This window comes from Leptospiraceae bacterium, from assembly GCA_016708435.1.
GTDB lineage: Bacteria > Spirochaetota > Leptospiria > Leptospirales > Leptospiraceae > UBA2033.
Window position 1 is genome coordinate 1 of the sequence record JADJFV010000032.1, and the last position, 26522, is coordinate 26522.

The 26522-nt window shown below is 36.6% G+C and carries 29 protein-coding genes; 6 read left to right on the plus strand and 23 right to left on the minus strand.

All coding sequences use genetic code 11. The features are described 5' to 3' along the window. Nucleotides 1-1990: 1990 nt before the first annotated feature. From IPH52_20020 to IPH52_20100, 17 genes are all read right to left on the minus strand, one after another. Nucleotides 1991-2554, minus strand: a complete 564-nt coding sequence (locus IPH52_20020) for a hypothetical protein (protein MBK7057287.1) — start codon at nucleotides 2552-2554, stop codon at nucleotides 1991-1993. Nucleotides 2555-2641: 87 nt separating this feature from the next. Further along, a complete protein-coding gene (locus IPH52_20025; GenBank protein ID MBK7057288.1) occupies nucleotides 2642-2854 on the minus strand; it encodes a hypothetical protein in 213 nt (70 codons plus the stop codon). A 563-nt stretch (nucleotides 2855-3417) separates the two neighbouring features. Next, a complete protein-coding gene (locus IPH52_20030) occupies nucleotides 3418-3570 on the minus strand; it encodes a hypothetical protein (protein MBK7057289.1) in 153 nt (50 codons plus the stop codon). Between the two features lie 213 nt (nucleotides 3571-3783). After that, nucleotides 3784-3942: a hypothetical protein gene (locus IPH52_20035; protein MBK7057290.1), complete on the minus strand. Its 159-nt coding sequence runs from the start codon at nucleotides 3940-3942 to the stop codon at nucleotides 3784-3786. A gap of 47 nt (nucleotides 3943-3989) precedes the next feature. After that, nucleotides 3990-4316 carry a hypothetical protein gene (locus IPH52_20040; protein ID MBK7057291.1) on the minus strand — a complete coding sequence of 109 codons (327 nt, stop codon included), beginning with the start codon at nucleotides 4314-4316 and terminating at the stop codon, nucleotides 3990-3992. A gap of 743 nt (nucleotides 4317-5059) precedes the next feature. Further along, entirely contained in the window at nucleotides 5060-5884 is an 825-nt protein-coding gene (locus tag IPH52_20045) for a hypothetical protein (GenBank protein ID MBK7057292.1), read from the minus strand. A 621-nt stretch (nucleotides 5885-6505) separates the two neighbouring features. Beyond that, a complete protein-coding gene (locus IPH52_20050; GenBank protein ID MBK7057293.1) occupies nucleotides 6506-7156 on the minus strand; it encodes a DUF3137 domain-containing protein in 651 nt (216 codons plus the stop codon). 65 nt (nucleotides 7157-7221) lie between these two features. After that, nucleotides 7222-7653 (minus strand): hypothetical protein, encoded by a 432-nt coding sequence (locus IPH52_20055; GenBank protein ID MBK7057294.1) that lies wholly within the window; start codon nucleotides 7651-7653, stop codon nucleotides 7222-7224. A gap of 47 nt (nucleotides 7654-7700) precedes the next feature. After that, the gene (locus tag IPH52_20060; protein MBK7057295.1) at nucleotides 7701-8708 is read right to left on the minus strand and encodes a hypothetical protein; all 1008 of its coding nucleotides are present in this window, start codon (nucleotides 8706-8708) and stop codon (nucleotides 7701-7703) included. Next, complete coding sequence (locus IPH52_20065) at nucleotides 8678-9706, minus strand: M48 family metallopeptidase (protein ID MBK7057296.1); 1029 nt, start codon at nucleotides 9704-9706, stop codon at nucleotides 8678-8680. The genes IPH52_20060 and IPH52_20065 overlap by 31 nt, the downstream gene beginning before the upstream one ends. Beyond that, on the minus strand, nucleotides 9703-11127 hold the full coding sequence (locus IPH52_20070) for a hypothetical protein (protein ID MBK7057297.1): 1425 nt from the start codon (nucleotides 11125-11127) through the stop codon (nucleotides 9703-9705). Before IPH52_20070 ends, IPH52_20065 begins: the two co-directional genes overlap by 4 nt. 12 nt (nucleotides 11128-11139) lie before the next feature. Beyond that, on the minus strand, nucleotides 11140-13257 hold the full coding sequence (locus IPH52_20075) for a PD40 domain-containing protein (protein ID MBK7057298.1): 2118 nt from the start codon (nucleotides 13255-13257) through the stop codon (nucleotides 11140-11142). Between the two features lie 20 nt (nucleotides 13258-13277). Further along, on the minus strand, nucleotides 13278-16220 hold the full coding sequence (locus IPH52_20080; GenBank protein ID MBK7057299.1) for a caspase family protein: 2943 nt from the start codon (nucleotides 16218-16220) through the stop codon (nucleotides 13278-13280). A gap of 24 nt (nucleotides 16221-16244) precedes the next feature. Beyond that, nucleotides 16245-17072 carry a hypothetical protein gene (locus IPH52_20085; protein MBK7057300.1) on the minus strand — a complete coding sequence of 276 codons (828 nt, stop codon included), beginning with the start codon at nucleotides 17070-17072 and terminating at the stop codon, nucleotides 16245-16247. Nucleotides 17073-17334: 262 nt separating this feature from the next. Beyond that, nucleotides 17335-17487, minus strand: coding sequence for a hypothetical protein (locus IPH52_20090; protein ID MBK7057301.1), 153 nt, complete (start codon nucleotides 17485-17487; stop codon nucleotides 17335-17337). A gap of 24 nt (nucleotides 17488-17511) precedes the next feature. Beyond that, nucleotides 17512-18648 carry a VWA domain-containing protein gene (locus IPH52_20095; GenBank protein ID MBK7057302.1) on the minus strand — a complete coding sequence of 379 codons (1137 nt, stop codon included), beginning with the start codon at nucleotides 18646-18648 and terminating at the stop codon, nucleotides 17512-17514. A 261-nt stretch (nucleotides 18649-18909) separates the two neighbouring features. Next, on the minus strand, nucleotides 18910-19305 hold the full coding sequence (locus IPH52_20100) for a hypothetical protein (GenBank protein MBK7057303.1): 396 nt from the start codon (nucleotides 19303-19305) through the stop codon (nucleotides 18910-18912). A gap of 301 nt (nucleotides 19306-19606) precedes the next feature. Here IPH52_20100 and IPH52_20105 point away from each other — a divergent pair, with 301 nt between their 5' ends. From IPH52_20105 to IPH52_20125, 5 genes are all read left to right on the plus strand, one after another. Further along, a complete protein-coding gene (locus tag IPH52_20105) occupies nucleotides 19607-19921 on the plus strand; it encodes a hypothetical protein (protein MBK7057304.1) in 315 nt (104 codons plus the stop codon). Nucleotides 19922-19936: 15 nt separating this feature from the next. Beyond that, nucleotides 19937-20248, plus strand: a complete 312-nt coding sequence (locus tag IPH52_20110; protein ID MBK7057305.1) for a hypothetical protein — start codon at nucleotides 19937-19939, stop codon at nucleotides 20246-20248. 494 nt (nucleotides 20249-20742) lie between these two features. Beyond that, nucleotides 20743-20886, plus strand: coding sequence for a hypothetical protein (locus tag IPH52_20115; protein ID MBK7057306.1), 144 nt, complete (start codon nucleotides 20743-20745; stop codon nucleotides 20884-20886). A gap of 66 nt (nucleotides 20887-20952) precedes the next feature. Next, the gene (locus IPH52_20120; GenBank protein MBK7057307.1) at nucleotides 20953-21564 is read left to right on the plus strand and encodes a hypothetical protein; all 612 of its coding nucleotides are present in this window, start codon (nucleotides 20953-20955) and stop codon (nucleotides 21562-21564) included. Between the two features lie 166 nt (nucleotides 21565-21730). Beyond that, complete coding sequence (locus IPH52_20125; GenBank protein ID MBK7057308.1) at nucleotides 21731-22219, plus strand: hypothetical protein; 489 nt, start codon at nucleotides 21731-21733, stop codon at nucleotides 22217-22219. A gap of 6 nt (nucleotides 22220-22225) precedes the next feature. Here the strand turns inward: IPH52_20125 and IPH52_20130 are convergent, their stop codons facing one another. Together IPH52_20130 and IPH52_20135 are read right to left on the minus strand one after the other, a co-directional pair. Then, nucleotides 22226-22495: a hypothetical protein gene (locus IPH52_20130; protein ID MBK7057309.1), complete on the minus strand. Its 270-nt coding sequence runs from the start codon at nucleotides 22493-22495 to the stop codon at nucleotides 22226-22228. A gap of 63 nt (nucleotides 22496-22558) precedes the next feature. After that, the gene (locus IPH52_20135; GenBank protein ID MBK7057310.1) at nucleotides 22559-23029 is read right to left on the minus strand and encodes a hypothetical protein; all 471 of its coding nucleotides are present in this window, start codon (nucleotides 23027-23029) and stop codon (nucleotides 22559-22561) included. 39 nt (nucleotides 23030-23068) lie between these two features. On the opposite strand from IPH52_20135, the gene IPH52_20140 reads away from it, so the two are divergent. Next, nucleotides 23069-23224 carry a hypothetical protein gene (locus IPH52_20140; GenBank protein ID MBK7057311.1) on the plus strand — a complete coding sequence of 52 codons (156 nt, stop codon included), beginning with the start codon at nucleotides 23069-23071 and terminating at the stop codon, nucleotides 23222-23224. Nucleotides 23225-23383: 159 nt separating this feature from the next. Here IPH52_20140 and IPH52_20145 read toward each other — a convergent pair whose 3' ends face one another. The 4 genes from IPH52_20145 to IPH52_20160 all read right to left on the minus strand — a co-directional run bounded on the left by IPH52_20145 (nucleotide 23384) and on the right by IPH52_20160 (nucleotide 26389). Continuing rightward, nucleotides 23384-24190 carry a hypothetical protein gene (locus IPH52_20145; GenBank protein ID MBK7057312.1) on the minus strand — a complete coding sequence of 269 codons (807 nt, stop codon included), beginning with the start codon at nucleotides 24188-24190 and terminating at the stop codon, nucleotides 23384-23386. Continuing rightward, nucleotides 24178-24594, minus strand: a complete 417-nt coding sequence (locus tag IPH52_20150) for a caspase family protein (protein ID MBK7057313.1) — start codon at nucleotides 24592-24594, stop codon at nucleotides 24178-24180. Before IPH52_20150 ends, IPH52_20145 begins: the two co-directional genes overlap by 13 nt. A gap of 184 nt (nucleotides 24595-24778) precedes the next feature. Then, nucleotides 24779-24958, minus strand: a complete 180-nt coding sequence (locus tag IPH52_20155; protein MBK7057314.1) for a hypothetical protein — start codon at nucleotides 24956-24958, stop codon at nucleotides 24779-24781. Nucleotides 24959-25153: 195 nt separating this feature from the next. Next, nucleotides 25154-26389 carry a M48 family metalloprotease gene (locus IPH52_20160; protein ID MBK7057315.1) on the minus strand — a complete coding sequence of 412 codons (1236 nt, stop codon included), beginning with the start codon at nucleotides 26387-26389 and terminating at the stop codon, nucleotides 25154-25156. Nucleotides 26390-26522 lie beyond the last annotated feature (133 nt).

Below are 26522 nucleotides of genomic sequence, written 5' to 3' on the forward strand. Positions count from 1 at the left end.
AGTGCTCAATCATTGTCCGAATTCAAAGCAGTGAGAGATAGTATCGTTGATAAATGAGAAATGCGTTGCCAGTCGTCGCGCAGAAATTGATGTTATAGAGAAACAGTTCCATCCCCTGCAATAAGGAAATCGTTTATTCCTGGCTATAGTTACAATCTGCCAACCCTGCCCTTTCCAATTCGCGTTCGTAAACTTGAAGCTTGTTGGAGATACTGTGCCTTCAGCAATCTTCCGGAAGCTTGATACAGTAATCGATACCGTTGTCGTCGATCTTGCTCTGAGGTTAACAGCAAAATTTCACATACCTCCGGATTCTGTTGTTATAAGTTCCTGCGACTGTTCACCCGTAGCATTAGCGGGAGAGCGTGACTACCAGGGTCGGTCGTGCAAGGCACTGGATCCTTAAAGCAAAAGCGATTCGTCGCATTTTGCGTGTCCGTTAGAATGTTGTAAGTTCCTCCATTGGCAAAACCGATTTTGTTGTTTCCGTCGAAGTTGCGATGGCCGTGATTTTATAAGTTTCTGATCAGCCGCAGGACTTGATCATGCGTGACGGTAAGAGTTTGCGGGGTAAGATAATTTTGCAGAATAGGCGTTAGCGTAGCCGGGGCAAATGTGGCATATCCGCTAGTTGCTGCAAAAGATAGAACAGCAACATTTGTCATTGGTCGGCTAGTAAGACTATAATGAAGAAGTAGCTGAGCTCCGTCCTAGACGTAATCAGCCTTCCAGACGGCAAAGTTCTGGCTCGCCCTCAGCCTCCCTCATTATAATTGTTCCGTAACGATAACAGAAGGTTGTGTAAAATCAATCGAGTAACAAGTCCGTTAAAGCATCACTGGTGGTAAGTGATTCTTACGGGACCAGGATACATCTCCATCATCAACAAAATCTTCGACTTTAGAAGTTGCAAAATTTGAGTTGCCGTTGTAATCGTTTCCAATTTCCCGGTGTTAATATTAAAGAAAGCAGGAGCTTATGGTAAATTGAGTAGTATTTCCAACCAAACGCTGGTAATGTGCATAGATAAGCCGCCTTATTCCAAAATTATAGTAACATTGCAGTTGGAGCTTGTTTAAGTAATACAAAACAAAGCCTGAGTTGTTCCTGCTTCCGAAATAGTCGTTGTATTTAAGCGAGAACAAGTTTTCCGGCGCCAATATAGCGAATTTGTAATGGATTTGGGTCGCTTGGTTCCTGTATAATTGTTGTAGGTTAATGCGGTGTAACCGGTTGGTGGAAGGTTCCAGTCTCCACGGCAGAGGCAGTTAATATAAAATTGGCGCTAGGATCCCTGCTAATAATTCCTCTAACCCGAAACATCTGTGTCGTTGACCAATTCCCATGGTAAAGGTAGAAACTTCTTGTGTCTAATTGGGTCACATTGTCGCAACAAGAATCTTCCTTCCTGAGAGAGTGATCAGTACACCACAGTCACGGTAACTGTATTTCCTGAAGTGGCATTGAACCTAAATTCATATTGTGATGGAGTCCGGTACTCCCACACTTGGGGTTTACGGTCGAATAGTTAGTCGTCAGAGTGAGGTTAAGGTGCTCTTATGTCGAGGCTATCCTATCCGCCGCACAAGTAACATCGGCCGATTCTGACCACCATAGTCCCAACCATGCTAACGATAGCATCTAGAACCAATGTAAAATCCATCGTATTCTCATCATAGCTATCATTTTTACAGGGTAACTGTTGTAGCTGTTATCGTCTGAGGCAAATTCCAAGTCCCGACACCAAATGTAAGCGATGAAGAAGCTCGTTGTGTATTAGGCTGTGTTATTGTTTATCAAATTAAGAGTCACAGCTTGTGATGCGCAATTTACTAACATAGCAGGCGTATACATGGGTCAGAATTTAATACCCAGCTGTAAACGTTCCGGCAGCGGCTCCTTCCGTGATAGGAAAGGATTGGCGGGCGAGATGGTGAACCAATGATATCATTGTCAATATTCGTCAGAATCCAGCTCACCCAGCCCGCTATTACCCGCGTAGCGTTTGCGGATACCGGTCGTAAGCCAACATATTCAGTTGCTCCGGTTGCATTGGAAATGTAATTTTAAAAGGAATATCTCCATCATCAAATCCATCCGCGACACTCCGAATCGTTATTGTCTGTGGCATATTCCATCCGCCGGTGGTGGTATTTGTTACCATAACCGCCCGCTGTTGGCAAATTATAAAGACTAACGTTCTATTTGTGATAGAACCGCCCCCTCCGTTTGGTAAAAACAATTTCGCTTCCGTTAAATCAGAGGATACTATATTGGATATAGTTACGTTCCCCGTCGGAAGGTAGATAGAGCTACTTGAGCCGTAATGTTGGAACATCTTCATTGAGCTAAGGCAGAAATGATTGTAAAAGTAAAATAGGAACTCCACTATGAGAGCAATGTTTGTTACGGGAACATTTGGAGTCGGAGTAACTCCTACGTTGGCGTATTTTGCATCAGAGCTGCTTCTAGATCCAAATTGAATTTGTCGGACTCTGTGTTCCGTATGCGTTCCATCGACGACTGCTCTGACTCGAATGGTCTTGTGGAACATTCCATCCCACCCGTGATAGTATCATTCAAACCATCTGAATTTGCATCCGAGATTTACGATCGCCTGACCGCCGGTAGTTGCGGAACACTAACGTTCGATTTGCATAGAAGTACCACCACCAATGGTCGGACCTACGATTGCCTCAAGCATGTCGCTACTTATAACGGATCCAAGGGTAACATTTCCGGTTGGCTCTGAGTTTAAAACTACAGTAATCGTTGACTCCGGTCCTGCTCCACCCGGATCATTCTCATTTACCTGATACCACCGGCGGGTTAATCGTAAAACCGGATACGTCATTATTTATTACCCGCACTGCAACATCTGGCATTTCAAGACATTGGAATAATCAGTCGTGCAATGATTGGCTCTAATACAAGGTAAAACCAAATTTGGATTGTCGATAAAGTCATCCACGGCAATAACCAATAACCGTCTGTCCAATATTCCAGTCACCACCTGCTAAAGTCAAAGAGGTGGGGCTAATCGTAAATTCAGATGATTATTATTTGTTGGAGATCGAGTGTAACAGAAGCCGGACTACATGTATCAGGGCTGGAAGGTGTATCACAGGGAATAGAGGTAAGACTGATTGAAAAGGTTTGTGGGAAATCCCTCCCCCGGTCACAAGCAGATTGATCGATGGCGTAGGTGCGAGTGCGACCATATTAAAACCCCTTGTATCATCATCCTGGTTTGTAAAAGAGCCAGCAGAAGTTGGCGCCCAAATCACCGTAAAACCGCATCAGGAGGTCAATGGCACAGCATTCGGAAATACACGGCGTTAATTTATATTGCCATCATTCACAGAATCATCCTGACCCGTTAAGTCATGACTTGCGGAATATTCCAATTAGTCGGTCCTAAAGAAAAACTGGTAGGGAAATAGTTGCTTCCGTTGAATCACTTGCGGTAATTCCTGAAACACTAATATTACCGCTTGGAATCGTATTTAATATAACGGAAAATTGAGCCTGACCTCCACCTTCGGTAGTGATTGCCGATGTGATAGGCACATAGGTAAGCCGGGAGTATCATTGTCCACGTTGACTACAGTAACAACGGCATGGTTTATTTACATACACCCGATCAACGCTAGTCGAAGGTGAACTTGGAAATTAAACAATTTTTGCCCCATCCAACAGAAAATCATCTACTCCCGTTACTTTTACAATCTGAGAGTGTCCCACTTTTAGAGGGTGAAATATCAAGTTGCGCGCTCGGCGCATTTACAGTAACAGTATCAGAAAAAACAAGTATATAAACATCTGCCCCTGGCTGAGTGGATATTCCGACGTAAACGTTAGCCGCTTGAACTCTCCATTTGTAGAAAGACCTAAAGCAGGTGTGGCTGCAATGCTAGGAGTTTCTTTGTCTGTGTTAATCACAATGCATCTGGAATGACAAGAAGAGAAGAACCTGCAATCCTCCGTTTTCAAAGAGCCAATTTAACTCGATACTGTTGGTTTCCATCCGCAACTCCGTCCAGAACTCCTGCACTGTAATGGTTTGCGGCCCAGTCAAAGTTAATATCCTTGTAATGTAAAAGAAGAAGCCCAGTAACTATTACTCCTTCCGCAGGATTAGAAGATGTTATGGAACCAATCGTAACATCATTTTCTGGCTTTTTACTAAGCTTAATAGTAAAAGAAGCTTGTCTACCAAATTCATTCGTAAACAAAGCATCCGTGTTCTCGACGATAAAATTCTTAGCAGAATCCTTTGTAGGAGAAAATTGAGAGAAAAATTTTCGTAAAACCATAAGCTGTGGAAGTAGGAGATCAGCCTTGATTGCATTGCAGCCGGTGAAGATAGAAAAAAGGATAACAACGAGTGGACTCTTTGGGAAGTGGTAAAGAGTTTTTAAAGTCCATTGTCCTCTCCTTTTTAGTATTTGCGTTATCTAAATACGCCTGACTGACTTTGACCTATTCTGAGAGTCAAAGAGCTTGTAAGATATGCAAGAAGTCTTCCCTTTTTTTCCACCCCGCACTTGGTTGCGTCCAACTCCTACACAGGAATTAGTATTTTTCTTCAGAAAGGGCACTTCATCGTTTTTCGAACAAGTAAAATCAGAACGAAGGATATGAACTAAAACAAAATTAACATATTCCTATAATATTATAGTCATTGGACATATAACAAAAAAGCAAGAATAATCTCTAGTTTGAGCTAGAAATCCCCCCTCCCAAAAGAAATCATTTTTTATTTCCAGATTAGAAGTGGCTTAAATAGCAGGCTTTGGGTTAATTCTGAAACTAACTCTCAAGCAATGTCTTTGAACTTATTTACGATTTCTTTTGCTTGTTTCATTCTGGCTTTGATTCTCAATCATTACACACTTGTGCAATGACATAAGATCGTCCTACTTCCATTCCTTCCAATCCCAAGTCACTTCTTTTTCTTCTCCTTTTAGCTTATAGAATACTGTAAACTGACAGAGCGGATAATAGACATCAGCCGTATTCGGATCAACTAATTCTAATCGAATAGAAATGCGCTCGTCTAATTTCGTGAGTGTAACGGAAATCCTTCTGATTCAATTTTATCTTTCGCGAATACCACATCTGGCTTATCCGTGTAAACCGCTCTCACAGAAAACTCTTTCTGCGATTCTATTTTATCCAGTTTAAAAACAAAGCTGTCATTGCCTTTCGGTATTCCAGTGAGAGTGCAAGAACCATTTACCCCACCTTTTAAATAGCTAGCAAATACTTGGGTGGAATAAATTTGTTCTCTTCCTAAATCCTGCGCATACGCACCCATAGCGCTATAATTGGAATTAAGTATATTGCTTCGATGCCCAGGACTATTCATCCACATAAGAACATGACTGGCAGCAACTTCGGATTCATTCAGGTAATGAATATTATCCTCATCCCATCGTCGATAAGTCCCTGTATTATCTATCTCAATAAAATAACGCTTTCGGGCAATATTCTTATCAAAATTGTAAAGCACATTCTCTCCATACGTATAAGACCCATTAACCGCATTAAATGCCATCATGCAATTTGGATTCTCGGATTTACAAGCCTCTATTACACGATCTACAGGTTGTGATAATACCTTCTCCGAATGCGCCATATTCTGATTTTCCGCCATATACTGAGAATGTATCGTTGCCGCTTTCGTTAAAACAGGATTATACCAAAGCATCGGCAAACCCCTCATTTGCCGCTCTAGGTTTGTTAGATATACAATTTTCTTAGATACAAGAGTCCAATCTAGTTTTGGCTTTGGTCCTAAGTCTCTCTCTGATGTCGCAAATATTGCAAGAGATGCGAGGATTATGGGGATTAGTCGTAAGGGTTTAAATTTTAAATTCATTGGATTATTCTTTCCTTTGTATCAAATGCAATTTCAAGTAATTTTTATGATTTCGTTGTTGGTTGAAATTATTTGTATTGCTTGTAATCTCCTCGATTGATTTCCTCTATGGATTTCATAATATATTCTTTCACCACTTTATTTTTGATCTCTTTGTAATCTTTCAACTTAACCATATAATTTGAACCAATTGTTATCCAGAAATATTCCTCACCAGATTTAATAAAACAATGATGAGGTTTTGCATCATCAGTGGAAATATTAGCTTTTTTTAATTTTTGTATTTCGCTTATAACTGCTTGTTTTATAAGAGGGTTAGCAAGATTACCCTCTGTAATTGAAATTATAATTTTTTTATACCATTCTGGTCGATTGGCATCTTCTATTCTTGTGCCACAGTATTTATTTTCCTATCCTCCCTTTTCTAAGATCATCCGATGCTTCCCTATCATCTGATCGACAAAGACTTGGACTCAATTTGACAATAATTAATAAAAGTAAAATGATTAAGTATTTTTTCATAGAATTTCTCCTCTCATTAAATTTGTAGGCTAATATTCATTTACCAATGATTCATCAGTTTCGTTCTCGATTTTTCATTTTGTATTGGCAAATTCTTCCTCATTTCAACAATATCGAATGATATTTCTGATTACCAGAATTTAATGCTACGATTACATCGTGTAAGCCTTGCCATAACTCGTATATTTCTTGAATCACTTCGAGGCTATTATTCCCGCTAAATAATTTAGGCTCAAAGAGATTGACACCACTTGGAATAAAGATATACACCTTCTCCTTTCGGATATGAACACTTGTGGCGGTTACCGTTTTTTCTTGGAGAAAGATGAGTGCCTTTTGTAATTCAGGAGTGAATATTTTTTTGGCTTCAACAGTATCCGTGCTATAGATGGAAAATTTCTTTTCTAAAAAAGGATTGCCTACTTCTACTTTTTTAAAATCTTTAGGAACATAGATATAGTATGTGAAAATATTATACAGTATATACATTGCATAGACAGATAATAGAATATAATTTATTGTATACCAGTGGAATAAATAAAATAGAACCATAAAAATCGCAAAGAACAAATGAAAGAAGATAACAAAGAATCCACCAGTAAGATGACCATATACTTTGTGAAACAAAAAAGATCCTATCTTTTCAAATGGGAATTTCCCTTTAATGTCCAATTTTTCAATAACGTTAGCCGGTAGACTCGCCAGAAAAAAACCTCCCGCTAGAGTAGTTAATTTCTTCGGTCTCTTCAAATTCAATACTTCATAAGCATCAATCTCAGAAAAAAAGAACTCAACATTTTCTATTTTGCCAGTTACTAAATCTTCGCCTCCATTCCTTTAGGAGTAGTCTTAGCAAAACCACTCTTCATCAACTCCTCTATCGATGCAATGTATTGATTCGGATTGTATTCCGATTCACGCACAAAGCATTTCACAATCTCAGGAATTATTTTCGTTTTAAAACTTTCTGCATATGTTCCAATTATGGCTTTATTCACAAAATAAAGAATTACGATTCCCATGAGCGTTATGTATAGAATAAAACCCTCCCAACTACCAAAACTAAAACCAGATTCAAAACCAATGAATCTTAAATATTTTTGGTTGATAGAAGGAAACTGAAGTAAAAAAAGAAATGCATATACTAGATTAATAGCTATTATCCGTATAACCGTTTTTTCCCTTTCCGCATCAAGCCTTATTAGGCTCATTTGTAATTCGCTGTATAACTCTTTTGCTGTTTTCATTTTGTTGGGTCCTATACTTGATTCGTTTCATTTCATCTTTCCTCAATTTACATTCCTACCTTCTTTACAACTCCCCCACTGATTTTAACATAAATCCTCTTTCCATTTGCGGTATATATACGGTAGCCTCCACGAACTTGGAAATTTTTGCCAAGTAAAGATTCCAAATCTTTTTCTTTCATACCATTCTCAAGTTTAATGTCCTGTTTTTCTGGATTATCTTGATTAGCCTCTTTGATTTTTTCACCGGTCAGAGTAGATAGGTATTTCGCCCATTTCGATTCATTGTCATACATTGCAAAATAAATCTTTGCGTATTCCTTTGCATTATCCTTATTACCCTCAAAGTATTCAAGAATGGACAAATTCAGGATTGGAGTAAATTCGTCACGAACATACTTGTCATTGTAATAAAGTCCTAGTTTATCTTGTTTTACCTCAGCTAAATATTGCGCTCGAACAGTTGGCGATAGAATCGCTAGAAAGCGTTTGGCGTTTTCTTCTTTTTGTAACTGGGAGGCAAGTTGACGAATTAAACCCAGTGCTTTTTTTTCCTCACTTGAATTGAAATACACCAGAGCCAAATTGTTATAAACCTGAATTGTTTTTAATGCGGTCGCTACCTCAGCTAAGAAGACAGCCTTTTCCTTCTGAATTCGTGTGTCAGTAACATCTTTATTGTTTACAAAATAAGACAGAAGCGTCGCATAATTCGAGATAAACGCTAGATCCCCTGAAATATAAACGACTTCTTCATATTTATCCTTTGCATCAAAGTATTTCGCAATATCACCAGGAATTTCCTTGTCTCCTTTGGTAGATTCTTCTTTTTTGAAAACCATATCGTCTCTAAAGGAAGGCATATCTAGGATACTGCGTAAATTTTGATCTTTCAACTGCACTGTTTCGAGCCAGATTTTATGGAGGCAAACAGCTAACGCTTTCGTCAACTCTAGATTATCCTCAAATCCTTTTTTCTTAAGAGAATCTTCTAAAAACTTTCTCGACATCTCTAATTCTTTACCTAGTTGGATATTCGCAAATGTTTTTTCCATTTCAGCAGCCCATGTATGCAAATCCTTTTACTACCTTCAAATACTTTGAGCCTATCATGAGGAGTTGGGTGCGACGCAAAAAAGGGAATTTGTGTTTTCTGCAATTTTGCAGCTTCTTGATGAACTTTATTGAGTATCTCTAACATATCAATCCTCGCAGACGCTTCGTAACCCGCTTTCTGTAATAAGATAAGACCTGAACTATCAGCATCTAATTCTAAGTCCTGACTAAACTTTACTTCTTCTAAAAGAACTACTTCGTAGGATTCTTTTTTTTCTTCATTGAATGAAATAATTTTCTTCACTTTCTGCAGAGTATGGTTATTGTAATAATGAGCTAGCTCGTGAGCTATAACGCCTGCCGCATAATTTTCTCGATTCGATTTATACGCCTTATCATCATTACCTGCGTTCTTTTTAGATTCTAAGTCGATTCTATCTAATGTAGCTGTATGAATTACAAATTGCCCACCGGGAAAAGCTGCTGCATTAAATTCTTTATCCTGCAAAATGGAATATTTTAATTTGAAAGCCTCTCGACTGGATGCGTCCATAAGTCGAGTAAAGACTTTTTCTAAAATAGGCTTCCATTCATTATGATCTTTTAATGCACCGTTATGCGAACGAACGTATTCTCCGTAAGCTTCTTCACTTTTCTCTTCTATTTGATTCAGAATATCATTTTGTAATCCACGCACACTGGCTGTAAAGGTAATCGTTTTAGTCATATTTCGCATAGAGTGAATTTTGGCTAGATTTAGTTCGATAGGACCTTTGATTATAAAGATTTCTTCATTGATAGAAATTTCTAATTTGCCACTTGCCTTAATTTTGATTTCAGAATTAGAAGGCAAATACGAATTAACCGCAGGAGGTATGTTTTTTCCACCTCCATTAATTTCTACCTGCCCACTTACTTCTTGTATCCGAATGATATTTTCCTTTGCATAAATGCCTATGCTTAAAAATAGAAAAAGAAATCCAATCAATCTCTTCATTTCCCGGCTCCTTGCACAGTAGGAGTTGACGAATCTGCCATTCTTCCTTCCTGTTTTGTACTTTGATCTTTTTTTCTCTGAGAACTAGAAGGTGGATTTTGTTTTTCATTTAGATCAGAAATTTTTCTAGTCACCTTTGCTTCCACAATAACTTCCTTTTTTTCTTCTTTGCAATCCCCTACAATCTTACTGTTCTCAACCATGCACTCATACCGATCTCCCGCTGAAAGGGCAAATAGCACTAAGCCGGTAACACGACCATCTACAAAATCTCCTTTCATATACTCATCAGCGGCAAAGTAATATATACCATCTCCTTGGAATTTTCCATTGTAAAAATTTCCTTTGTAAGTATGCCCACTCTTGAAGGTATATTCTCCATATCCGTTCATCTCATCATCCGCAAATAATCCTTTAAAGAAATCTCCATCTTTAAAATAATATGCGCCCTGTCCCTGAAACTTTCCATTTACGAAATTGCCTTCAAATCTATCTTTGGTTTTAAAAGTAATCGTTCCAAATCCATTTTTCTTACCTTCTCTAAATTCACCTTGAAAAATTGCTCCATCTTCATAGGTAATTGTTCCCTCTCCATAGAATTCTTCCTTTTCATTAAAACCGCCGTTGTATTTTGAACCGCTGGCAAATGTGTATATACCTCTATTATTATTTCTCCCGTTCTCATAATTCATTTCAAATACATCACCATTTGAAAACTTTGTAACTCCAAAGCCATGTTTTTTTCCGTCCTTGAATCCTCCGCGATATACTGCACCAGATTCATATTTATAAACTCCTTCTCCCTCATAGCGGTCACCCACAAACATACCTTCATAACTCGAACCATCTTCAAATTCTATTTTTCCCTTACCATGTTTTTTCCCATTTTTAAACTCGCCTTTGTAAACAGAATCTTTTGGAGAACGATATACCGCATATCCGTTCACTTCATCATTGACAAATTTCCCTTCTACAGAACTTCCATCGCCAAATACTAATTTACCCCTACCTTCATATTTTCCTTCAAAGAAATCTCCATCATATCTCTCATTGTCTGTATGAAATACAATACTACCTCGACCGTGCTTTTTGTTTTTTTGAAATTCACCTTCGTAAGTGTATTGTTTACCTTTATAAGTTCCCTGTCCGTGGTATGCACTTTCAAAAAATTCTCCTTCATAGGAGAATTCTTCTCTTTGATTGACCGCTCGTCCACACCCATGAGGAATAATGTAATCACCCTTTTGAGTCACTTCACCAAAATATACTCCCCCACTATTACCAATTCCTTCAGTAGGAATTCTAGTTTTACTTTCAAAATCAAATCCCATACAGGCAGATCTTTTATACTCTCTCACTCCAAACATAGAACAGTAAGCGAGGAAAAACAGGATTATGCTATAACTTATTAATTTCTTCATATACTTTTCCTTCTATTTAGAGCACTTATCCATTTCTGTTGTAAGTTCATTGATTAAGCCTAATTCTTTTGGATCAAGACCATCTTTCGGTTTTGCGGTTACATATCCGTAAACGCTCTCATTCTTGGGACAGGCTTTGTTTTTAAAATAATTATAGCCATACTCTCTACACTTTGAATTGGTTTCATCTTTTAATAAATGAAAATAGATTAGATTCAAATTTTCAGGCGAGGAAGAATCAACTGTCATATGACCGTCTTGCACATATCCATTGAGAGGTAGTCTAGCTTTTGGAAATGCATTGTCTGTTACATCAATAACAAGACGTTCACTGCAATAGATATTGAGTTCTGTTAGAACTTTGACTGGAGTCTTTGGCGTTTTATTTTCCTTTTGTGGTTTAACTTCATTAGCCACATCTTCTTGACCGGCAGTTTGCCTTTTTACAACAATTTTCTCGTTCTTAATTTCTTTGGTAAAATCTGTAACAACTTCTTGTTTAGCCCCGGACAGCGAATCAGTATTATTCGCTTCTGCTTTTTTTCTAAGAACTAATTTAACAGACTTCTCTTCAAATTTCGTTTGAGAAGAAAGATCAATGGTTCCCTGAGTGCTAGAGTATCCAGACTTAGTAACGGTAATTTGATATTTGCCGCCAGCAGGAAGTGTTACATAAAATTCCCCGTTCGTAGGTTTACTCGACAGATCACCTGTCTTGTTGTCCTTTTCATTCTTCCACTTTACAGAGGACTCTAGTGGCTTATCATCTTGATCGGTGACGATGCCATGAATGGCTACGACGGCAAATACAGGTTTTGCGGATGGAGGCAAAGGTAAAATCTCATAAATATCCTCATCCCCAATGGAATCACCTGTTATATTAGTGGAAAAATATCCTTTTTCTCCCAAAGGATTCACCTTGAACCCCCAATCGTTCGATGCATTATTTAGAGATTTACCAATATTAACCGGTGTAGACCATTTTTCCCAGCTATCATCAAGACGTTCTGATTTAAAAACATCAACCGAACCAAATCCATTGTGACCCTCAGATGAAAAATAAAGAGTTCTGCCATCGGGATGTAGATATGGAGTTCTTTCTGCTCCAGGCGTATTTATAATTGGACCAAGATTAATTGGTTTGGTATAATTTCCATTATCCTCTTTAAAAGAAATATATATGTCAATATTTCCTTCCGTAGACCCTGCATAAAATTTTCCGCGCTCTTTAGAATTATAAGGTCCCCCATTGCGATTGCTTACGAATAATAAGCCTTTGCCGTCAGCAGTGTACGATGCATCGGATTGGAAATCAGGAGAGTTTATCGTCGTCGGTAAAGCCTTTGGTTTTTGCCAGCCATTGGAACTCAATTTAGAAGAATAGAGTTGACCATTTACAAAAATTATCATCTCGGTTCCATCTGGAGATATTGCAAGGGCTGCATCGTTACCTGCACTATTTAATTCTTTTACAGGCTTTGCATCTACCCATTCACCTTTTTGATCATCAAAATAAGAATGCCAAATATCTTCCCCTCCACTTCCACCTTCTCGTCTAGAGCAGAAATAAATTTCTTTTCCATTTAATTCCATAAGCGGAATGTAATCTCCATCTTTGCTATTAATCTTCTTACCAATATTTCGAATCACAATATTGTCTTTAGGGGCTAACAGCATTAAGACAATAGAATCAATGTCTTTTTTCTTTTGAGGAAATCTAGATTTGTATTTTTCCCATAAATCTGATGCTTCTTTAAACTGTTTTTTGTCCATTAAAATTCCAGCAGAGTATTCAATGATTTTATAATCAAAATAGGCGTTACAGTTTTTCCTTGAGGAAAGAACTTGATCTACTTTGTTTGAAAGTTTGTAAGCCAGAATAGCAGCCACACTGTCTTCATTTTCTGTGATCTTTCCTCTCCATTCAAACTCTCGTTTTAACTTTTCTGGATACTCTACTTTTTCTAAATCCGTATCCCCCTGCCAAGCTCCATTGCAATACGCTAACTTTTTTAGAACGTCATCCGACACATCTGAGTTAGTATCCACTTTCGGAGCATCCTTTATACTTTCCGATGAACAAGAAAGAAACATCGAAAGAATTATCGTAATTACTATATTTTTTTTCATGGTTTGTTTTATCCTTTTATTTATTTGCAAGTTGAGTCTTTGGGAAGTTCATTTCCTATCGACATATGATTGTCTATGCCTGCGCCGGCTCCTTGAGGTAATTGCCTATTATCCGTTATTTTTCTTACAGCTTTAGATAATGAATGCTTTAATTCAGTTAAAGTTATTTCCCCATTATCGACTGCATTTCCGCAGAGAATACTCTCTTTTAATGCTTTCGAAAATGCTCCATTCTCCCAATCGGGTCTTTCTAAAGATGTTTCAATATCACGCGATGACGCAAATACAGTTAGATTTTTCTTATCTGGATCATGAGAGGCATTTAAGAAAGTTGTTAAATTGCTAGCTGTTAATAACCCAGAATGGCAAGAATCAAGAAATAAAATTACCTTACTCTCTACAGAACTCAGATCGGATAATATTATTTCACCCCTTGCAAGTCCCGACTTAGATCCACCTTTATGGTCGTATGGGATAAATGAGTATTTACCTTTAAAGTCAGAAACACCATGACCAGAGAAAAAAACCATTGTAACATCCGATGGATATTTGGCTAAATTCTCAATTTCCTTTTCAATATTCTCTAGTGTTGCTTGGTCATTAAGTAATTCTTTAATTTCAACCTTTTCGTAAAAACTACTTTCTTGCCTTCTCATAAGGATAGAGAAATCCTTTGCATCTTTTACCGCAAAAGATAATGCCTTCACTCCTGAAATTTCAGGATAATTATTTATGCCTATAGAAAGAATTTTAAGAATAGGCTTTTTCTTTTTAGCCTCTATACTCTTTTTAGTTTTAATAAGTCTAAATTCAGCTGAATTACTAATGACAGCATCATTGTCAGTCATAGCACTAATCTCATATAAAATATTTCCATCCTCTATAGGAAATTCATAATTAAACATTGTTGTCCCCTTCACTTTCACATTAACTTTTTTAATTTTTACAACTGATTTGCCTGTATATTTAAACGCTTTAATATCTATGTTTGAATTTGAAGTAACCTCAAATTCAAATGCGGCGGATTCTCCATTATTATCCGTATTTAGAGTTGCGGATTTAATAACAATCTTCACAGCAGGCGACTTCTCTATCTCTAAACCTTTTGTTGTTTCCCCACTCTCTTTATCTGCTTCCTTAACTGCAAGGGCTACACTCTCTTTGCCTAAGACTTTAGATAGAATGTCAGGACGAAAGTAGGTATCTCTAAATCGAGCAATAGGAAAGAAGTCGGCTTCTTTGTCTTTGGCATTGTTGACATGCCAGCCAACAAACTCTTCTCCGTCAATGGAACAATCATAAAAGCCCTGTGGTGTCCATACCGCCCAACGTTTTTTATCAGGGTGAGGGAAATAGGCAAGTAGCTCATCTCCGTTCTCGACTCTATACCAGCGAATGGTTCCATCTCCTAAAGCGGCTACTACTAATTTTCCGTCGCCTGAAATATTGATAGCCCATACGATGCTAGGAGTAGAAATTTTCCATTTCGTAATTCCAGTTAGTTTTTCGTTATAATAAATATTCCATTCAGTTCCTAGCGCATAATGACTAGTATCTGGATGAAAGGAAAGACTTCTAGAAATTTCCCCTTCTTGTAATTTGAGTTTTCTAAATATATAAGGCTCTGTAAGCCCAAGCCATTTTTCCTTTGGAATTCCACCGAAAGAAGGATTTTTTAAACCAGAATTATTTCCTGCTATTTCTAAATTTTTTCTCGCAAGACTAAAATAGTATTTTGTATTGTCTTTTGGGTTATAAGAGAAGCTGATTTCTTTTCCATCCTCCGATACAGCAAAGCTTTCTTGCTCTTCCGAAAAATTAGCTTTTTGTGGTGTGATGCGTAAGGTCACTCTATCATTTTGAATCTTTCCAATAAAAGGATCGGCAGCGGCTAACCAAAGATTTCCCTGTGAACTAGGGAGAAGATGCATAATTGTTTGATTCGAAACAGAAATATCATTGTATGCCCCCTTTCCCTTATCCTGCCAAATACGAAGTAGAATTTCTCCTTGCGCATTTTCGTATTCGCCACCGGCAAATAGCTTGTTACCTGAATAAGCTACTTTGTTGATATGACTTCCACTTGGTATACCAGATGAAGAAGGTGAAAATAGATACTGATAACTTTGTAAGGAATAAACGTCAACGTTTGGAGTATCATAGTAACCAACTGCGAGGTTCTCTCCATCAGATGAAACGGAAATCGAAAATGGTTTTGAACCATTCTTTGTGGATAATATCTTTTCTTCCCTCAGTTCATTTCCAGAAGTAGAATAGATTGTAATTTTCCCATCAAAGGAGCTAGCGGCTAAATACTGTATTCCGTCACGCTTATAAAAGGCAGCCCAATAGCTGTCTCCTTCGAAGTCAGAGCCTTTACCAATTCGAGAAAACTGTTTATTCTCAACTCGATACAAAACAAATCCGATACCTGCTTTAGACTCTTCCACTGTAGCAACTAGATACTGTCCGTTCTCAGAAAATGCCAAGTGATTAACCTGCTCTTCTATTTCAAGCCTTTGTATCATCTTACCAGTTTGTGTTTCGAAAATATAAATCTTTGGTTTCTCTGTTTGCCATTTGCCCGTCCATCCACTCGCTACAATTATACTTGCGTCAGGCGAAATAGCCACTGCATTTAACTTACCTTCTTTTCCGCCAGCTATTGGAGGTCGAATCACTCGATACTGACTAAGTCCCGCACTTCTTCCCATACCACCACTTTCAATATCCCATACGCGTATCGTTTTATCTTCACCTGCGCTTACTAAATACTTCTCGTTTGCATCAACTCCAATGCGCGTAATCTTAGAGCCATGGTTTCCATTCTCTGTTCTTAAGAAAGCTTCCGTAGAAAAATTTTCTGGAATAATACTTCTATTTCTAAAAACAGAGTTGCTGCTCGCACAAGATACGAGAAGCGTTAGTATCCATAATAGTAAAATGTTAAATTGGTTCTTCATAATTCTCCTGAGTGTTTTTTACTCTCATTTTTTCTTACCTTTGCTTTTTGTTTTTTCAACTTTCGTTTTCTTAGAAGAATCTTCCTCCGTTGTCGATTTCTCCTCAGTGGAATTCTTTTTTGTTTCTGATTTACGCTCTATCTCTTTTGCATTCGTAGATTTTGGTATATCATTAGTATCCGCTGGCATAATTTTCGTATCCTTAGAGGGAGATGTTTTTGATTCCGATTTTTCTTCTACTTTTGTATCCTTCGTAGAATCAGGATTAGCCTCAGAAGGCTTTAATTCTTTATCAATAGGTAGCGTAGTGGTTATATTTGGATTGTATTTATTCACTTTAAACTTTTGGATATTTGGTTTGAAATGAATTTTTAATTTTACTGATTGCATTGGTCTAAGTCCATCATTGATGGGTCTTATCTTAAAAGGTATCACTTGAGAGTTTTCATTCTTATGCAAGTCATAGGCAACTTCTTTGATATCTCCATCAGACAAATATTCTACAGATTGAAATTCCAGAAAATCGGGAAGGACATCTACAACAGTAAACTCTTCTTTGATGGGGATATCGCCGTTATTCACAATCGTTATGAGAATCGAATAGTCAAATTTATCCAAGCTTTCAAAGAACTCATGGTAAATATATCCAGGCAAAATTTTGAAATCCTTATTGTAAGCATAAATATTTTCATAATGAAATTCATGCGGAAGAATTGCCCAAACATAACCAAGAGTTAAAGGAGTAAAAAAAAGTTTAATAATAAAGTTCAGCTGACTATAAAAATGGAATTCTCGATTAACGCTTAAATGTTTAAAGTTTTTCTTAACATCCCATTCTTCAATATGATACATTGTTACCTTATTGGCATTGCTATAATTCGTAACTAATTTGTTCGTTTCATCTTTGAAGATAACCGCCGTTGTAGTCCCATCTTTTGTATTCCAATAATAGTGTTGTTTTCTATTGAAACTGGAAAATTCTGAATAGAAACAATAGAATTTTTTCCCCCCATACTACTTTCGAAATCATCAATTCGCACTTGCACTTTTGGTTGACAATTGATGATAATAATTATCAGTAAAATCAACCCTATTTGATATATTTTGTGATTTTTCATCGATTCCCTCCGCTTACTTTTACAGGAATGCTTTCTTTCTTTGCTGGCTGAAACGAGTTGCAGCCTATAGCGCATAACGCAAGTATTGCAATACCCATCTTAATCGTTAAAATAGCCTTGCGACTATTTACTTTTTTTGTTTCTTTCATTTTTGTTTTCTCCTCAACTTATTTTTATTTTTTCCAAGCATCTATTACTTCCTGAATCAAATTTCTTTCTTCTGAATCTAATTGTTCATCTTTCAATTTTTCGTTCATTGCTTCGTAAGCGGCTCTTAATTTGGGTTTCTTATTTTCTTTAAAGTATTGATACCCAATTTTTCTTTGGTCAAGAGAATCAGTATTTAGTAAATAATAATGGAAAAAATCTCTATCTTTTCTAGTTGACTGGTTAATTAATATATACCCCTTTTCACAACTAAGAATAACTTCGGAAGGAATCTCTGTATCTATACAACGCGGGTTCATACTTCTTGTGCTGTAAATGTAACCGTTAAATTGCGCTGCTGTAAGTTCGTAATAAAAAGGCGTGGTTGATACATAGGCTCTTTTAAAAGCTGACTCTGTTTTAACCGGTATGTATTTGCCATTACCCGCTACTGCAATTTTCGTCAATGCAGCATCTTCACTTTCACTCATTTCTATTCCGGCAATGACTAGATCAATTGTAATCTGGCTAGCTTTAATATTTGCTATGGACTGTAATTTTTTGGCAGATTCTTCTGGCTTTCCTCCGCATGATTCCATTCCATCTGTGACGAGGGTAACAAAGTATTTCCCCTTCTTGCCGTCTAGAAGTCCTGCCATGACATCCAATGAATTAGAAATTGGAGTCAATCCTATTGGCTTTATTTCATTAATCTTTTCTATTAACTCATTCTTGTTAAACTCAACAAAGGGAGATTGAATTTCTTGTATACAATTACAACCATATCCACCAAAGGCATACAGACCAAAATTCTTTCCTGTCTCTAATTCTGGATCAATTTTTTTTACAAAGTCAATGGTCAATTGCTTTGCAACTGCCATTCTATTAGAGCTACCAAGTGAAGCACTCATACTTCCACTCTGATCAATTAAATAAATGGAATACGTTTCGTCTGGTTTTTCTGCGTTAAACTTTTTTGAAATATTTTTTATGTTTTCAATGCATAAGCTATTAGCACAGTTTACCTTATTACAAATATCTCGATCCAACTCTTCTCTAACTGGGAATATACAATGTTGAAAAAAAAGAACTGAAATTGTAATTAATAGACTAATTGATATAATATGCTTTTTTAGAATTTTTTCCTTTCTTGTTTCTTTCATTTCCTTTTCTCCTTTCAATGATTTCTATTTTTCATTGTTTACAATGTCCTAACTGTGATTTTCATGATTCATATGATTGGGATGATTTAGTTCTTGGTAATTTTTTTTTATACCAACAAATCATTCTTACTCATAAATCATCTTAATCATACTAATCACAAAAATCATAGTTCAGACACCTACATCCCACATTTCCCGTTGTAAATACCTAGCAACAATATTCCTTATTTTCCCCTACAAATCCTCCTATAGGAGGAAAAGTCATTTTTTTATTTCCAAAGGATGTCTTAGATCAAAGACTTCTCGCAAGTAAATGATTATAATTATCATTCTCTGACGATTCCATTTAGCATTATCGTTTTGAAATATTTCCGGATAAATGTTATTATCCTCGCAAAAATTTGTAAGGGAAATTCTGTTTGCATCACCCTTGAATTTCGATAGAGTGTTTAATAGATTCACCCGAAATGTTTCCTTAATCATTGTCTTACTCACAATTTCTCCAATGATTTTAGATACAGATGCAGCAGTGTCTTCGAGTGAACAACCCTTCACGAATTCGACTAACGCATACAAGTATTTGCGCTTCTTGATGCCGAAGTCATTTACTCGTAAATACATCTTTCCATTTCGTTTGTTTCTCACAGGGTATTGCAATTCAGGTCTCCTGTAGAGTAGTGACGGGGATTTCAAAAAAAGAGAAAAAAAAGCAGTGTTAGTGTGTTTTTTTCTTTCTTAACTCTTTTTTGCGCCTCAGTTAGTTTTTATTAACCTTTCCTCTTTAAGCGAGGTAAAAGGGACATAGAAGCGACGTAAGAGCCACATAGAAGCCGAAATCGGCTTGAAGATTCGTTCTAGATTCGAACTACCTTGCCTATAAGTAAATCGCTTAATAATTTGACATTCCTACAGAAGAAAAAAGAATTTACCAATTATATGTTTAGCTCATTCTTGCCTGATGTCTATTTTTAAAAAGATACCAAACCCTTTTGGGAAAAAGGTGGTGAAGCGCATCAGGAAAAAAGTAGAAGAGGTAGCTGATGAAGTAGAAACAAGAGATTTGAAAGTTGTGAAAGAAAAAAATATAGATCTCTCTACTGGCAAAAGACGGTATATTGATGTTGCTGGTATAGATTTAGATGACAACATCGTCGAGCTTCACCAAGTTGGTAAGCAAACCAAAAAAGGCTTGCCCGTAAAGAGGGAAAGAGTTGTTATAAGTAGTCAGTCCGTGAAGAAACAGGTATTGAAATTGAATTTCATCCTACAATGATATAGAATAAACAAAATGAACAGCCAACGAATCACCTTTTATTTCACTCCGGAAGACGTACTTCAAATTGATTCGTATTTAAAAAAGAATGAACTACTCTTACTAGGTCAACCGATGCCAGACAGTAAGCCTATTATCCTACCATCGCTCTTATTAGATGAATCTAATTCAAAAATATATAGGGGGCATAAATATATTATCCGTTCTCAGGATATTGATTCTGTTATTATAAAATATATTTCCGAACAAAATTATTATCTAGTCGATTGTATGGATTCACCCGTAATTGAAACAGGCTATTCTAATTATAAAATAACGGTCTTATAAAAAGTCCGATCGTATATACACATCAAAGACGCACTTTTAAAAGAGCCTCTTCGCAGAGTTCCAAAGTCTCCTGAGTTTACAGATGGCAGATGATTTCTTCAAATGGTTTCGTAAACAATTCAAAACGCAAAGCTTCCTGGTTTTGAGCACGACATTTTTTCTCTCGCTTTGCGCCAATTGGAGTTAGTTCCGGCGGACAGCTAGTAAAGAACTAAAGCCGTTTACACACCGCAGCAAAGCGTTGTTAGTCTTTATATATTCGAGCGTATAGAGAAATCAAAAAAAGGAAGGAATCTCTCAATGGCATTAGCAAATGGCTCTCTATTGAGACTTTGGAGTTTTTACTAAGGATTATGAAAATGCATATAATCGTTGACATTTTAGATAGAATAGTCTATTTCTAACGAAACGAGGTATATACAATATGAGAAAAGAGAGATAAAAGAATTAGTAGCATTTGGGTCATGGGGATTATTATTTACAGGTTTCGCATTTTGTTAGTTAAGGCAATAGATGCAGATGACCAAAACGTTGTTTATGATTCCAACGGACGAGTTTTAGAAAATCTTAAATATAAAAATGCAGGTGGAAATCCAAGAGCTAGTAACGTGAAGGGCAGTGGAACGTTCAATTACTAAAGGTTTATCCAGGCTCAATATGAAGGCGACAAGATAGGCATTAAAGTCAAAGGCATTGAATGTAAAATGTCAACTAACGTATTCCTATATAAATCTCTCGGATTACTTCCTCCGACTTTATCGAGAAAAGAATTCGAACGAATATACACATATCTATTTAATTCCCAAAATGCCAGACTAAAAATTCCGTCCACTTATAATATGGCTTTGCGAGGTTTTGAGGCAGCGGATATTACTGATAAGTCTATGATAAAAAAAGCAGGAGAAGCATTTCCTCAAATAAATTTTAGTTCTGATAAAAAGACTTTTCTTTCTTTTGCGAAACTTTTTCAAAATACTGAATATGCGAAGCAAACAGGGATGAACAATGTTAACCTCGAAATTAAACAGTATGAAAATAAAAAACAAGCTATTAACGATATACTCAAAGGTCATACAGTTTATTTTAGTGTTACGAATCAAGCCGGCTACGCAAAACATTATTTGCTCGCTTGTGATATTGAAATAATAAAAATACAACAAAAAAACAATACTTCTATCGACTATGTTGCATTCAAAAATATAGATGATCCGTATGATGATAACAGAAGAACAGAAATAGAGGCTTTGCTCGATTATAAAGACAAAAAAGACACCATTGGAAAAATGAAAGATTTTTGGACAATTAAAGTAGCTTAAATGAAAGTTTTCTTGGTATTTTATTTATTCATTTTATCTGCTCATCAAGTTAGAAGTGATGGTGCAAAGGACAAAGAAATTAGAGATTTATTAAATAAGGGAGAATACTGCTTCTGATGAAGATATACAAAATTATTATTTAAGTCAATTTAAGAATAGTGGAGAGATGGTTGAGTATAACATCAAGTATGTAAATAATAATAAACATAATATTCTCTATGTTAATGAGCATACGCCTCGCTCACATTGGAAGTGGAATCGTAAATTAGAGAACCGTTTTACAAATTTAATATATGTAAATTCAAAAATAAATGATTTAAAAGGAATAGAGCAACTGTATTTGTTAGAGTCTATTGACTTATCTTACAATCCGGTTTCTAATATTGAACCAATTTCTAAATTAAAGCATTTAAAGAAGCTAAATCTATCTTATACAAAAGTATCTAAATTGCAGCCATTAAGCAAGGTTAAAACTCTTGAAGTTTTGCATTTATATAGATCAAAAGTAAAAAACCTAAACGGTCTAAATATTGAATTAAAAGAAATTTACATTGGTAGTAAAGTAGACGTTAAACGATATCGTATAAAACATCCGAGAACAAAAATTATTAATGAAATAAATGTAACAGAAAATAATAAAAACTATTTTAAATAATAGACATCATAACCCATTAGCCACACAGCGCAGCAAACACACATTAGTCTTTAGTCCATCCGAACCGCCGAAAAATGCATAGTTAATCCCTGTTTGGAAATGCACAATCCAAGCTCTTTCTTCTGGATGTTGATAAAAAATATTTGGAGTGCTAGAATCTGCTGTTGCTGTCCAATAAAAAGCCATACCGGTATTCGGAAACAAAGGTTGATAGGCAACTTGACTATAAACACTACCGTAAAAAGTATTAATTCCGGGTGAGTAGGAACACGCCAATTATTCTACCGCCTAATACTAAGTTTTCGCAATACGTCCAAACTCCACTAGTCCCGTTTCCATTTAAGACCCAATCGGCGATCCTGTGTTGTTACAGGTATAGTTGAGAGTTGCGCAATATTGATAGTATCCGATGGAATAATTATTTCCAGAATCACCCGTTCCGGTGCAATCATTTGGACCCGGATTCCATGTTTGACCGGCAGAGCATTTCATCCATGTTATATTGCGGCTACTGTCTGTTATAGTTCCGTCTAGATTATCGTAAATAATTGGCGGCACTGCATTGACTACAGAATAGACTGCTTTATTGCTAGCGGCATCTCGAATGATTACATTTAGAAAATAAGAGGTATTCACCGTTAGCCCCGTTACTGTTTGAAAGCTAATATTTTTTGTCCAGTCTTGAGACAAAACTCTTCCACTTCCTGACATTTCCATTTCCTCTACAGTTCCGATATTGTTTGCAGTCGAGTATACGACTTTGTATTCTAAATCTCCAGTAGAAGTAATATTATCCGTTCCTGTGTCCAACTTAGCTTAACAGAGATAGACTTTTATCGGAAATAGTAAGTGTTCCTAAATTCCCTGGACTGGGCAGGAAATAATATCAGGGTAGGAATAGAAACTGAAACTGGATTTGATGTAGAAGGAGGAGTTGAAGTTGGTGTCGTAGTAGTATTCCCATTACCCGCAGATGGAGTTGAATTAGTAGTAACTACAGGTTGACTGTTCGATTGAGAATTTCTATTCGTATTCATTGAGTCGTAAGCTAGTTTTAAATAGCCAATTTGGTCGCTTGGAACTTTTACAAGAGCAAACCTATAAGTATCAATGCGATTACAGTTCTACCGATTGGAAAATGATTGTTCTGGTCTTTCTTAGTCTTCATCTAAAAAAACCCCATTCTACCGTTAGGCGAAATCTTTGTTCTTGTTGTCCAATCCCTTCTTTATAATAACCTGAGTCAAGCTTGGTCTTGGGTTTATTCGTGTCAATCCATTCATTTTTTGTAAAGCCTGCATCCCATAAATTCCATAAATAAAATAGAAATAAAACATCCACGCCTGTCTCAATACTCCTAGAATCTGAAATCAAATCTCTTCGAACACTCTGCATCGACTGAAATAGAATTAAATCCGTAGAATCCAATACCATCGGGCTAGAAAGTAGAAATAAACTCTGCCGCACATAATACTCTTTTTCCTCTCTCTCATAAACCGAATTTTTAGAATAAAGATGAAGTCCACCAAATAGAGCACAAGAAAAAAAGAAAATAGAATTTGACTTATGCCCCTTCTCCCATTGCCCCGATCCAGGAAGAACCGCTGATTTCCAGATATACCTAAAAGGACTAGGCTTTGTAACTCGCGTTAGAAATTTAGATGCAGAGGATATCTGATGCAATTGTGGCTTCTGTGTATTATCCGTAAATGCTATTACCTTCTCAGATACGTAATTTCGGATCTCATCCGAACTAACAATTAAATCTCCATCCAAATCTGCCCTTCCCTTTAGACCTTCTAGCAGATAATAAGAATAAACCCCTTGCCCAAGTTTATTACTCTCCTGACTTACGCTGTCCTTACCGGTTGCGTAAAAAATTGATTTAAACCCACCCTCCCCTGGCTCTATCTTAGACGAAAATGGAGCAACTGGGTTAGTTGTATTTCTACAAGCATCTAAGAATAGCATGTATTCTTTGTCTTAGAGTCTAGCTTAGCTAGAATTTCCTTTACTTCAATCGTTTCTACTTTTCCATCCTGCGTAACGGTTACTAATGATTCACCGGTTCCATGACCGGAGAAATAAATCATTACAAAATCATCTTCCTTCGCATTTTTTAAAATAGATTCTAGCTCCCGCAAAATATTCACTTTCGTGGGAATCAATTGAGCATTACCGCTCTTGTCGGAAAGTAAAATTACCTCTGTCTTATTCGCGTAAACCCATTCGTCTTTTCCTTTTTTATAATCAGCAATTCCCTGCTCCCGCATAACATTTGCAATCTTCTCGGCATCCTCTGCGGCATAATTCAATTTGCCGTAAGGCAATGGATAATGGTCGATACCCACTACTAAAACATAAGTCCTCCGCATGACAACATCCTCTGCCGATAAACTTGTCAAAGATAAAAAGAAGAGATTAACCACGAAGAGTACCGAGAGCACGAAGGTAGAGAAAAAGACACCTATTCTTTCCTTCGTGCTCTTCGTGTCCTTCGTGGTGAAAAATCTTATAATCATAGTGTTTAGCAAAATCAATAATAACAAAGAGAAGATACTATTTAATCTGCGCGATTTCATTGTTTATATATTGAACCCAGGGAGATGGATTGTCTCCACGATAGAAATATTTTCCTCGTAGTTTAAAAGCATCTCTTTTGTTTTCTTCATTGCCCGAATGAAATTTTCTAGCGTATAATTTGCGATAGAAATGAAATGATAGCTTTTTGTTTTTCATTCCCCATTAGCAAATTCTCTTCTAACTGAAATGAATTATTCTCTATTGTATTCACCCGCTCTGAGTTTATCGGATTTGATTGATTGCCACCAAAGGAAAGGGTGTTGTCTATATTCTTTTTTTCTGATTCAGGAATTCCTTCCCAAAAGGTTTTAACTCCATCTACTACTTGGTTATTTAACGCATAGACTATGCCTAGATTGTTGAAGGTCTTAAGGTTTTCGTGTTTTTAAATGCGTCAAGTGCTAGGGTAAGTGATTTCTTTCGATTATCCTCGTCGTCAGAGTAAGCGAGTAAGAGTGCGTAATTAGAAACAAACCCGAAATCTAAAAGCTTTAATTTATCATACAACTCCTGATAGAGAGAAAGCGCTTTTCTATACACGTTTTCATCTCCCGGAATTTTCTTTGTGCCTTTCGATGTATTAAATTCCTCTGCGTCACTGAAGAGTGGTTGATCTATTACTGCGATGTATTTTAAATCACGTAGCGTAGCGGTATACATCCAGTATCTGTGTAAAGCAGTTACTCTGGCTCTTTCTAATTCTAAATTTTCCGGGAAATTTAGTAACTGACGCTCTATAATAGAAAGCGCATACTTAAGAGTATCCCTATCTGTGCCGTTTGCGATTAAATGAAATGCTTTCTCTAACTCTTGCAAATTTTTATAGGATTCCTTTGTATCTAAATGAGCCAGTCTTTCATTTGGAGATGGATGAGATTTTAGATAGTAATCGATACGTTCTTTCGGATTTTTATTTCTTTCCTGGTTTATTTGCTTTAAGATTTTAATTGGAAGTAGAATCAATTCAGGCTGATACTTATGCCTTGCAAGTAGACTTGCAGCAAATGTATCTGCTGCAAATTCTCGTTCCCTTTTAAAGGCAAGCATTCGCCCGGAAAAATCATCTTGCGACAAATTCTTATAATCCTCATATTTTTCTTTTAGTCTCTTTGAGTCTTCTTGAAAATAGTGTGACAATTCATGTGCGATGATTGGAACAATTAATAGCTCTCTACAAGAGTTTTGGTCAGAGCAATTCTTTAATAAAGAATTCTCCGATTGCAGTTTAGGAATTTCTCTATCCAGACTGCTAAGAGTCCCTGTATAAATTACAAAATCATTCTCTGGAAAGAATGCCATATTAAACGAGTCTTTCTTTACTATGAATAGAGATACTTTCGACTCAGGAGCCAATTTACGAAATACTTTTTGTAGTGTAATCTTCCATCCATTAAAATCAGACACAATTCCATCTGCTTCTTTTTTATAACTTTCAAGCGTTAAATTATTATCATCCGCTATTCCGGTATAATGAAAAGTATCCACTTGCGGAGTCGCACAGAAGGAGATCATGAAAAGAAAAAAGAATTTCACTGCTGATAGACATTGATTGAGCCAATTCAAAAAGGCAATCTTTCGAATCATCATTTTCCTTTTCTTGTCAGGAAGAATGCCATCCCCAATAAAGACAAGAGAGAAGAAGCGAAAAGCGGCAATACGGACTCAGAGCGGGTTAATCCATAGTACCCATAGGTGAGAATAATAGAAACACTGAACAATA

Coding starts and splice junctions, on each gene's coding strand:
- IPH52_20020 (MBK7057287.1), bottom strand. CDS start 2,554: ATGTTCCACAAGACCATTCGAGTCAGAGCAGTCGTCGATGGAACGCAT.
- IPH52_20025 (MBK7057288.1), bottom strand. CDS start 2,854: ATGACGTATCCGGTTTTACGATTAACCCGCCGGTGGTATCAGGTAAAT.
- IPH52_20110 (MBK7057305.1), top strand. CDS start 19,937: ATGAACAGCCAACGAATCACCTTTTATTTCACTCCGGAAGACGTACTT.
- IPH52_20085 (MBK7057300.1), bottom strand. CDS start 17,072: ATGTATCATATTGAAGAATGGGATGTTAAGAAAAACTTTAAACATTTA.
- IPH52_20155 (MBK7057314.1), bottom strand. CDS start 24,958: ATGAAAAACAAAAAGCTATCATTTCATTTCTATCGCAAATTATACGCT.
- IPH52_20040 (MBK7057291.1), bottom strand. CDS start 4,316: ATGGTTTTACGAAAATTTTTCTCTCAATTTTCTCCTACAAAGGATTCT.
- IPH52_20090 (MBK7057301.1), bottom strand. CDS start 17,487: ATGAAAGAAACAAAAAAAGTAAATAGTCGCAAGGCTATTTTAACGATT.
- IPH52_20145 (MBK7057312.1), bottom strand. CDS start 24,190: ATGCTATTCTTAGATGCTTGTAGAAATACAACTAACCCAGTTGCTCCA.
- IPH52_20120 (MBK7057307.1), top strand. CDS start 20,953: ATGTCAACTAACGTATTCCTATATAAATCTCTCGGATTACTTCCTCCG.
- IPH52_20160 (MBK7057315.1), bottom strand. CDS start 26,389: ATGATGATTCGAAAGATTGCCTTTTTGAATTGGCTCAATCAATGTCTA.
- IPH52_20060 (MBK7057295.1), bottom strand. CDS start 8,708: ATGGAAAAAACATTTGCGAATATCCAACTAGGTAAAGAATTAGAGATG.
- IPH52_20075 (MBK7057298.1), bottom strand. CDS start 13,257: ATGAAAAAAAATATAGTAATTACGATAATTCTTTCGATGTTTCTTTCT.
- IPH52_20080 (MBK7057299.1), bottom strand. CDS start 16,220: ATGAAGAACCAATTTAACATTTTACTATTATGGATACTAACGCTTCTC.
- IPH52_20150 (MBK7057313.1), bottom strand. CDS start 24,594: ATGCGGAGGACTTATGTTTTAGTAGTGGGTATCGACCATTATCCATTG.
- IPH52_20125 (MBK7057308.1), top strand. CDS start 21,731: ATGGTTGAGTATAACATCAAGTATGTAAATAATAATAAACATAATATT.
- IPH52_20070 (MBK7057297.1), bottom strand. CDS start 11,127: ATGAAGAAATTAATAAGTTATAGCATAATCCTGTTTTTCCTCGCTTAC.
- IPH52_20055 (MBK7057294.1), bottom strand. CDS start 7,653: ATGAAAACAGCAAAAGAGTTATACAGCGAATTACAAATGAGCCTAATA.
- IPH52_20045 (MBK7057292.1), bottom strand. CDS start 5,884: ATGAATTTAAAATTTAAACCCTTACGACTAATCCCCATAATCCTCGCA.
- IPH52_20095 (MBK7057302.1), bottom strand. CDS start 18,648: ATGAAAGAAACAAGAAAGGAAAAAATTCTAAAAAAGCATATTATATCA.
- IPH52_20065 (MBK7057296.1), bottom strand. CDS start 9,706: ATGAAGAGATTGATTGGATTTCTTTTTCTATTTTTAAGCATAGGCATT.
- IPH52_20105 (MBK7057304.1), top strand. CDS start 19,607: ATGTCTATTTTTAAAAAGATACCAAACCCTTTTGGGAAAAAGGTGGTG.